This is a genomic window from Stutzerimonas stutzeri (assembly GCF_024448985.1).
Classification (GTDB): domain Bacteria; phylum Pseudomonadota; class Gammaproteobacteria; order Pseudomonadales; family Pseudomonadaceae; genus Stutzerimonas; species Stutzerimonas stutzeri_AP.
Map to the genome: position 1 here is coordinate 98,599 of NZ_JAMOII010000012.1, position 8,097 is coordinate 106,695.

Annotated in this window: 9 protein-coding genes; 6 read left to right on the plus strand and 3 right to left on the minus strand. The window is 64.3% G+C overall.

Annotated elements, in window-relative coordinates:
- Positions 1–19 precede the first annotated feature (19 nt).
- Positions 20–952, plus strand: a complete 933-nt coding sequence (locus NA647_RS14020; protein WP_256058235.1) for an AEC family transporter — start codon at positions 20–22, stop codon at positions 950–952.
- A 59-nt stretch (positions 953–1,011) separates the two neighbouring features.
- Here the strand turns inward: NA647_RS14020 and NA647_RS14025 are convergent, their stop codons facing one another.
- Both NA647_RS14025 and NA647_RS14030 read right to left on the minus strand, forming a co-directional pair.
- The gene (locus NA647_RS14025; protein WP_256058236.1) at positions 1,012–1,959 is read right to left on the minus strand and encodes a methyltransferase; all 948 of its coding nucleotides are present in this window, start codon (positions 1,957–1,959) and stop codon (positions 1,012–1,014) included.
- Positions 1,960–1,995: 36 nt separating this feature from the next.
- Positions 1,996–3,447 (minus strand): iron-containing redox enzyme family protein, encoded by a 1,452-nt coding sequence (locus tag NA647_RS14030; RefSeq protein WP_256058237.1) that lies wholly within the window; start codon positions 3,445–3,447, stop codon positions 1,996–1,998.
- Between the two features lie 191 nt (positions 3,448–3,638).
- On the opposite strand from NA647_RS14030, the gene NA647_RS14035 reads away from it, so the two are divergent.
- Positions 3,639–3,857, plus strand: a complete 219-nt coding sequence (locus NA647_RS14035; RefSeq protein WP_256058238.1) for a hypothetical protein — start codon at positions 3,639–3,641, stop codon at positions 3,855–3,857.
- Between the two features lie 68 nt (positions 3,858–3,925).
- Here NA647_RS14035 and NA647_RS14040 read toward each other — a convergent pair whose 3' ends face one another.
- Positions 3,926–5,131 carry a lactonase family protein gene (locus tag NA647_RS14040; protein WP_423836480.1) on the minus strand — a complete coding sequence of 402 codons (1,206 nt, stop codon included), beginning with the start codon at positions 5,129–5,131 and terminating at the stop codon, positions 3,926–3,928.
- Positions 5,132–5,268: 137 nt separating this feature from the next.
- Between NA647_RS14040 and NA647_RS14045 the strand changes: the two genes are divergently transcribed.
- From NA647_RS14045 to NA647_RS14060, 4 genes are all read left to right on the plus strand, one after another.
- Entirely contained in the window at positions 5,269–5,625 is a 357-nt protein-coding gene (locus tag NA647_RS14045; protein WP_256058239.1) for a YciI family protein, read from the plus strand.
- A gap of 61 nt (positions 5,626–5,686) precedes the next feature.
- Entirely contained in the window at positions 5,687–6,151 is a 465-nt protein-coding gene (locus NA647_RS14050; RefSeq protein WP_256058240.1) for a YybH family protein, read from the plus strand.
- 61 nt (positions 6,152–6,212) lie between these two features.
- Positions 6,213–6,569: a YciI family protein gene (locus NA647_RS14055; RefSeq protein ID WP_256058241.1), complete on the plus strand. Its 357-nt coding sequence runs from the start codon at positions 6,213–6,215 to the stop codon at positions 6,567–6,569.
- A 3-nt stretch (positions 6,570–6,572) separates the two neighbouring features.
- Entirely contained in the window at positions 6,573–7,844 is a 1,272-nt protein-coding gene (locus NA647_RS14060; protein ID WP_256058242.1) for an RNA polymerase sigma factor, read from the plus strand.
- Positions 7,845–8,097: the final 253 nt, after the last annotated feature.

An 8,097-nucleotide genomic window follows, 5' to 3' on the forward strand; every position in this document is an offset into this window, starting at 1 on the left:
AGCCTGCCGATGAGAAACCATGTCCGCCGTCGTCAATGTCGTCCTGCCGGTTTTCGCACTGATCTTCCTTGGCTATCTCTGCCGCCGTACCGGCCGTATGGGGCCGAGCGGTGCGTCCGAGCTGAATCGCTTCGTCGTCTGGCTGGGGCTGCCCGCGCTGTTGTTCAGCGTGATCGCCACCTCGACCTGGGAGCAGCTATGGCAGCCCGGTTTCATCGTCGCCTTCACGGTGGGTTGCCTTGGCGTGTTCGCTTTCACCCTGGGTTATCGGTTGCTGCAGAAGCAGCCGCTGGTCGATGCCAGCCTCGATGCACTGGGCGCGTCCTACGCCAACACCGGCTACATCGGTATTCCGCTGTGCATGCTGGTACTTGGCGACGAAGCGCTGCAGCCGGCAATGGTGGCGTCGATCATCGTAGTCTGCGTGCTGTTCGCCATCGCCCTGGCTTGCGTGGAAACCGGTTTTCATGCCGGACAGGGCTTCATTCGAACGCTGGGCAAGGTCAGCGGCGCGCTGCTGCGCAACCCGCTGGTGGTGGCGCCGCTGCTGGGTGGCGTCTGGGCCGCGAGCGGGCTAGTGTTGCCGGTGCCGCTGGCGACGCTGCTGAAATTGCTCGGCGCGGCGGCGGCGCCCTGCGCGCTGGTGTCGTTGGGACTGTTTCTTGCCCAGCCGCAGCCTGGCGGCACGGCCACCGGCGTCTGGCCACTGGTGACGCTGAAGCTGGTGGTGCAGCCGCTGATCACCTGGTATCTGGCATTCGAGGTGTTCGAGCTGCCGGCGCTGTGGGCCTATTCGGCGTTGCTGCTGAGTGCGCTGCCCACCGGCACCGGCCCCTACATGCTCGCCGAATTCTATGGCCGCGAGGCGTCACGGGTGTCGCGGGTGGTGTTGTATTCGACGCTCGGCTCGCTGATCACCTTGTCGGTGTGCCTGGTGCTGCTGCCGGTCTGAGCCGAGCCTCTGCGATTGATAGGTGCAACCCATCAATCCATGCTCAAGCGTCGCGTCGATTACTCAGCCGGCCGGGTCACTTCCAGCACCACGGCGGCGATCCGGTCGCATTCGGTATAGGCGCCGTCGAGCAATTCTTCGCCGAACACGTCCGGGTCGACTTCGCGGTAGCGCCATTGCAGGCCGCGACCTTCGAGGCGCTGACTAACTTCCATCAGGAAAGGGTCCTGATTGCCGATCATCGCCACGCCGGTATAGAGCAGCAGCGTGCCGCACGGGGCCAGCCGCTCCAGCGCGCTGTCGAAGATCGCCAGCGACAACCCGGCGCCCAGCGGGCCGCCGCCGTGGCGATAGGCGCGCTCGCCGGGGTCGACCAGGTAGGGTGGGTTGGCCAGGATCAGATCGAATTCGCCGTCGACATCCCTGAGCAGATCGCTGTGCTGGGCTCGCAGGTTGTCGGCACCGGCCAGCGCTGCGTTGATGCGGGTCAGGCGCAGCGCGGACGAATTGATGTCCACCGCCAGCACTTCGGCCTGTGGCCGAGCCAATGCGGTGAGCACAGCGCCGGCACCGGAGCCGCAACCGATATCCACCGCGCGCCGGATGTTGCCCGGGTGATCGTTCAGGTGCGCCTGGATGGCATTGGCGAAACGGTAGGTGTCCGGCCCGAAAAACACCGCGTCCGGCGCATCGGTGGGGTAGGCCGAATGCACGAACAGCTGACCATCCAGGCTCGACAGTCGGACCCGGCTGCGCCAGCGCGAATCGCAGGGCGCCAGCACGCCCGCCTGGTCCATCAGGCTGAACAGCGCCGGTAGCAGCAGCTCATGTTGGAACGGTCGACTCCAGCCAAAAACGCCGGCGAGGTCCTTGGCCAGTACGTTTTCGACTCGCTGGTTGACCCGTTCGTGGGTAAGCGGAGTGGGGGTGATGAAGTGATAGCCGCGCTCGCGCAGCGCCTGAGCCAAGTGCAGCAATGCACGGTCCTGGGCATTTTCCAGCGTCATGGGCTTCCCTGGCGAATTCGCCTCAGTTGAACGGTTTCAGTTGAACAGTCCGGTGAAAATCCGAGTGGCCAGCAGGCCGGCGGCGCTGTGGTGGCGCGCGGGCGATAACAAGGGCAACAGGTGACGCATGCGTGCATCGCGATTGGGCAGTTGCGCCAATTGCTGTTCCAGCAGTTGCGTTTCCTGGTCGAAGTCGCTGACCGTCTTGCTCCGCTCCTGCACCAGTGCAGGCTTGGTCGGACGTTCGTGAGCCGCCTGTCGACGACCGCTGAACTGGCTCTGGCGCTGCGCCAACGCGGGGTGCGGCCTGCCGCGGGACGATGGTTGCTCGGCCAGCCAGTCGCCGGCGATCCAGTCGTGAATCAGCTGCTGCTCATGGGCACTGAACACACCGAACATCGGTCCCTGTTCGCCCGCCATCAGCTGCCAGAAGCGGCTGTGCTGCGGATCTTCGTGACGCTTGATCCAGCCACGGCGCTGCAAGGTGTCGAGAAACTGCGGAATCTGCTCCGGCTCGGCCAGCCATTGGTTCACCGTGCGACCATCGAAGCGGCAATAGTCCGAATGCACGAACTGCCCGACGCCGGCCTTTTTCTCAAGCACGCGCAGTACTTCCTGCTCGGCATCGAAACCGCCAATCACCGACAGTGTGCTGGCGCCCAGGTCGTTGAGGCGATAGCCGTTGACGACCCGACGATAGAACGCCTCGCTGTCACCGATCTGTGGCCAAGCCGCCAGCAAGCCCTGTATGGCCTTCTTCGCATGTCCGTTGTCGGCGTTGTCGACGGTGACATGCAGAGTGAAATAGTAGGGGTCGATGCCCAACTCGGTGAGCTCGTACGAGCTGATCAACAGATGCAGCGGCAACTGTTCGTAACCGAGATTGAAGCCGATCACCTCGGGCAGGAAATGCTCGGCGTGTTCGGCCAGCGCCAGCTGAATCGCGCCCTGGACGAAGTTCTCGTCATCCAGGTTCTGCCAGTCGTCGCAGCCCTGGCTGGCGAGCAGCTTGCGATAGAGCACGACGTGATTCTTTTCCGGCTGGCCTTCGCCGAGTTCTTCGAGATAGGTCTGGATCAGCGCTGTGAAGCGCGCATCGTCCCAGCGCTGCAACAAGCCATAGAGCCAGGCGCCGTCGACCAGTTTGGTCGGCGCCACGCCTTGCAGAAAATGCAGCGCATGGGCCTTGCTGGAGAAATAGCGGCGCGGTGCCCCGGCGCGGCGCGCATCGAGATAGCTTTGATATTGGCCGCCGACGCTGGCGGTATGCGCTTCGAGCCATTCGCCGAGCCCTGCCGGGTCCGGCGGTAGATCGCAGGGCAGTGCCGCCGCGCTCTCCAACTGGGCGTTGAGATATTGAGCGGCGTCGGCACGCACGCTCTCGCTGGCCGGCGCATCGAGCAGCGCGAAATAGAGCGCTCGGGACGGCGCTGCGATCTCGGGTGCAACAGGAGCGGCATCCATGGGTAGGCTTCGAGTCAGTTGCATAAGCTCACACAGCGGCAAAGGGGAAGACCCCCGATGCTGTTTTGGCCTTTACCCAACCGGATAAGTTCAGCGCACCCGTCGAGTGGCCGGTCATCCCGCAAGGCGAGTCTTCATGCAACTTCCGAGACGCGTCGTCTTCCTACCTATTAGGTACACAGATGTTTTCCAGCGAAACCAGACGGAGGTCCCCCATGAACCCATCCGAACGCGGTAAGGAAAATCTTGACGTCATCAACGACCGTGACGACCAGCGCGTCGACCGAGCCGGTGGTAAAACCAATGGCGAAGCCGCCGGCGGCGACCGCAGCGACGTGCCCGGCGGCGCTTACAACGTGCCGCCGAACATGGCCGACGAAGTCAGCGAAGACGACGCCATGCAACACCGCAAACAGCAGAAGCCGGAGCGTTAGCGGCCCGCGCCGTGAACTTAGGTCGCCGGGACAAATAGTCCCGTCGTCTGATGGCCGATTTTCTGCGCTCAAAGGCCGGTGCGGTCGATGAATTTCACATCCGACGGTCGACTTATCGGTAGCGTCTGCACCGTGTCACCGAGCAGCCCGCTGTCCGGGTCGCGCTGTAGCACCACCAACTGATCGCTCTTCTGATTGGCGATGAGCATGAAGCGCCCGCTCGGGTCGATGGTGAATTCGCGCGGCTCCTGCCCCTCGCTGGCGCGCTGTTGAATCTCGCGCAGGCTGCCGGTTTCCTCGATGGCATAGACCATGATGCGGTTCGCCTCGGCGCGGTCGCTGACGTAGAGGAAGCGGCCATCCGGCGATGGATGGATGGCGCCGGGCGAATGCCCGTCGACCTTGCCGTTCTCGGCCAGATCGACCAGCTGACGCTGTACCAGGCTGCCGTCGACATGATCGAAACGTGCGACCTGCGCGCTCAACTCCAGCGTCGCGTAAGCCTGGCTGCCGTCCGGGCTGAATACCAGATGGCGCGGACCGCTGCCGTCGGGCAGCTGGATGAAGGGCGGTTCTGCGGGTGATAGCGGGCGCTCGGCACTGGCCGGATCGTAGCGATAGACGAAGATCTTGTCGGCACCCAGATCACTGACGAACAACCGCTTGCCGTTCGGCGACATCACCGCCGAATGCACATGCGCGGACTTCTGGCGTTGCGGATGCTGCTCGCTGGCCTTATGCGTGGCGAGCTGGGTCACCGGCGACAGGGTGCCGTCCTCTGCCGTGGGGATTACCGCCAGGCTGCCGCCGGGATTGGGCGCCGAGCCATAGTTGGAGACGAATAGATAGCGTCCGTCACGGCTCTGGCTCAGATGTGTGGGCTCATCGCCCAACGTGATTTGCTGGGCCAACGGCGACAGTTGCCCGCTGGCTGGCGCCATGGTGAATGCGCTCACCCGACCGACCGGATCGGGATGGCTCGGGCCATTCTCGTTTGCCGCGTAGAGCCGGTTGCGGTTCAGGTCCAGCGTCAGCCAGGACGGGTTGTGGGTGCGCACCACCTGCAAGGGCTGGGGCTCGAGATAGCCGCGCTCGGCATCGAACTGCATGCGGTAGATCCCTTCGCTACCACCCTCGCTGGTGTAGCTGCCGATCAGTAATTGGTACATGGGTGCTGCTACTCCCGAAGTGCTGAATGCCAGAAAAGCCATGGCGAGGCCGAGGCGACGATGGTGCACCAAATGAAATAGCAGACCGCGCAGTGGACCGGCCATGCCTCGCTCCTGTCTCGCTGAGTGTTTGTGATCCTGGACTGGCTTTGAGCGCCGTAGAGGAAAAAGATTTGCCGGCGCTGTCGATTTTTCCTGTTCCACCTCGACTATGAGGTAACAGCACACGTCGAGGTGTCGCAATGCGCTATCTGTGCCTGGTTTATCTGGATGAGCAGGTTCTGGCCAGCCTGTCGCCAAGTGCGCAGGCGGCGATGGATGACGAGTGCCGCGACTATCGCGAACGTCTTCAGCGCAGCGGCCAACTGATCATCGCCGAAGCGCTCCAGCCGGTCCTCAGCACCACGACGCTACGCCTGCGGGGCGGCACCCTCAGCCTGCACGACGGGCCGGTGGTCGACAGTCGTGAGCAGCCCGCGGCGTTCTATCTGTTCGAGGCAAGCGACCTCAACGACGTGATCCGGCTGGCATCGCGCATTCCACCGGGGCGGCTGGGCTGCATCGAGGTCCGAGCCCTGCATCCAAGGGCGCCACCCTGATTGCCGGTGCCGCCAACGACCTCAGCCATCCCAAGAGGCTACCAATCAAGAGGCTACTCGCATGAACAACGCAACTGAAAACCAGACCGACGAAGCCCGTATCCGCGAACTCACCAACGAGTGGGAGCGTGCGATCGGGGCCAAGGACCTCGATCGCATCATGTCCCAGTACGCCGCCGACGTACTGGCCTTCGATGCGGTGGGCCCGCTGCAATTCAAGGGCGCCGAGGCGTACCGCCAGCACTGGCAGAACTGCTTCGAATTCTGTCAGGGCGAAGGCTTTTTCGAGATCAGCGAGCTGGACGTCCACGCCAGCGCAGACCTGGCCTATAGTCATTTCCTGAGCCATTGCGGCGGCACCAACGAGAAGGGCGAAATGCAGACCGGCTGGATGCGCGGCAGCCGCTGCTGGCGTCGGCAGGGCGGCGATTGGAAGGTCGTCCATGAGCACTTCTCGATGCCGTTCGACATGGCCAGCGGGGAGATCGATTTCGGCATCGAGCCCCAGGCCAGCGCGGCCGGCTGAGCAGCAACCCTCGTCTCGCGGCTGCCAGAGCGGCAGCCGCCGGGCGTCACCGGAGACTGACATGAAATACCTGTGCTTGATCTATTACGACGAGCAGCGCGTGGATTCGATGACCGACGAGCAGTGGGCCGCGTTGGTCGAGCAGTGCATCGCCAACGGCGAGCGGCTGCAGGAGAGCGGGCACTTCATTGCCGGCGAGCCGCTGCAATCGGTGCGTACCGCCAAGACAGTGCGCGTCCGCGAGGGCACGGTGTCCGTGGTTGACGGCCCGTTCGCCGAAACCCGCGAGCAGCTGGCGGGTTTCTACCTGCTGGAAGCGCAGGATCTGGACGAGGCGCTGCGTCTGGCCGCGAAGATTCCACCGGCGCAATTGGGCAGCATCGAGGTTCGCCCGTTGCGCCAACTGCCCGATCGCTGATCGATGCAGGAACGGGGCAGGCCGCCCTCGACCGACCTCCCGAATGGCGGGCCGACGCGGGCCGAGATCGATACTCTCTACCGCAACGAGTCGCGACGGGCGCTGGCGACGCTGATCCGGCTGCTGGGCGATTTCGATCTGGCCGGGGAAGCGTTGCACGATGCCTTCTTCGCCGCGGTGCAGCAGTGGCCGCGCGACGGAATACCGGACAACCCGCGGGCCTGGCTGGTCTCGGCTGGGCGCTTCAAGGCTATCGACGGGCTGCGCCGGCGGGCGCGCTTCAATGCTTCGTTGAACCTGCTGGCCGATCACCTGGACACCGACGAGGAGCCGGACTGGGACCGCGACATGCTGGAAGATGATCGCCTGCGGCTGGTCTTCACCTGCTGCCACCCGGCTTTGCCGGCCGATGCGCAGGTGGCGCTGACCCTGCGCGAAGTCTGCGATCTGAAGACCGAGGAAATCGCCCGCGCCTTTCTCGCCTCGCCCAGCACCATTGCCCAGCGCATCGTCCGTGCCAAGCAGAAGATTCGTGATGCCGCGATTCCCTATCGCGTGCCTTCGCGCGATGAGCTGCCGGCGCGTCTGGATAACGTGCTGCGGGTGATCTACCTGGTGTTCAACGAGGGCTATTCGGCATCCAGCGGCACTGAACTGACCCGCACCGATCTGAGCGCCGAAGCGATCCGGCTGGGCCGGCTGCTGCTCGAATTGCTGCCGGACCCCGAGCTGATGGGGCTGCTGGCGCTGATGTTGCTACACGACTCGCGTCGCATCGCGCGCACCAATGGCGCGGGCGAGCTGGTGCGCCTCGACCAGCAGGACCGCAGCCTGTGGGACCGGTCGCAGATCGAAGAAGGCTCGGCGCTGGTGCAGCGGGCGCTGGCCTCGCGGCGTTTCGGTCCCTACACCTTGCAGGCCGCGATTGTCGCCGCGCATGCCGAGGCGCCCAGCGCCGCGCAGACCGACTGGGCGCAGATCGTCGGGCTCTATGACGTGTTGCTGCGAACCAGCCCGTCTCCGGTGATCGAGCTGAACCGCGCGGTAGCGGTAGCCATGCGCGACGGTCCTAATGCCGGGCTGCTGCTGGTCGAAGGCTTGCTGGCGCGCGGCCAATTGCAGGATTACCACTTGCTACATTCGGCCCGTGCCGACCTCTGCCGCCGCCTCGGCCGCCTGGACGACGCACGAAACGCCTACCGAAGCGCCTTGCAATTGGCACAGTTGGAGCCGGAGCGGCGCTTTTTGCAGCAGCGGTTGGATGAGCTCTTGTAGCGTGTCGAAGTCTCGCCGGATGAACTTTCTCAACATGCGATGCAACTCGTAGGCCGAAGTGCGGCGCTGACCCTTGCGGTGCGCGGAGCGCACCCTACGGGCGTGGCGGTGGAGTAGGGTGGCTATGCGCACCGGCGTGTACGCTGCTACGCGGGAACCCTCGCGTTGGTAGTTCTACGGCTAACGACGCGGGGCGTCGCAATAACGCATCCACGCAGAGCATGGGAGTGATCACCTGGGCAGAATCAGCCGC

Bases quoted from the DNA above. Each gene is read 5' to 3' on its own strand.
- NA647_RS14040 (WP_423836480.1), bottom strand. From the start codon at position 5,131: ATGGCCGGTCCACTGCGCGGTCTGCTATTTCATTTGGTGCACCATCGT.
- NA647_RS14035 (WP_256058238.1), top strand. From the start codon at position 3,639: ATGAACCCATCCGAACGCGGTAAGGAAAATCTTGACGTCATCAACGAC.
- NA647_RS14025 (WP_256058236.1), bottom strand. From the start codon at position 1,959: ATGACGCTGGAAAATGCCCAGGACCGTGCATTGCTGCACTTGGCTCAG.
- NA647_RS14030 (WP_256058237.1), bottom strand. From the start codon at position 3,447: ATGCAACTGACTCGAAGCCTACCCATGGATGCCGCTCCTGTTGCACCC.
- NA647_RS14020 (WP_256058235.1), top strand. From the start codon at position 20: ATGTCCGCCGTCGTCAATGTCGTCCTGCCGGTTTTCGCACTGATCTTC.
- NA647_RS14055 (WP_256058241.1), top strand. From the start codon at position 6,213: ATGAAATACCTGTGCTTGATCTATTACGACGAGCAGCGCGTGGATTCG.
- NA647_RS14050 (WP_256058240.1), top strand. From the start codon at position 5,687: ATGAACAACGCAACTGAAAACCAGACCGACGAAGCCCGTATCCGCGAA.
- NA647_RS14045 (WP_256058239.1), top strand. From the start codon at position 5,269: ATGCGCTATCTGTGCCTGGTTTATCTGGATGAGCAGGTTCTGGCCAGC.
- NA647_RS14060 (WP_256058242.1), top strand. From the start codon at position 6,573: ATGCAGGAACGGGGCAGGCCGCCCTCGACCGACCTCCCGAATGGCGGG.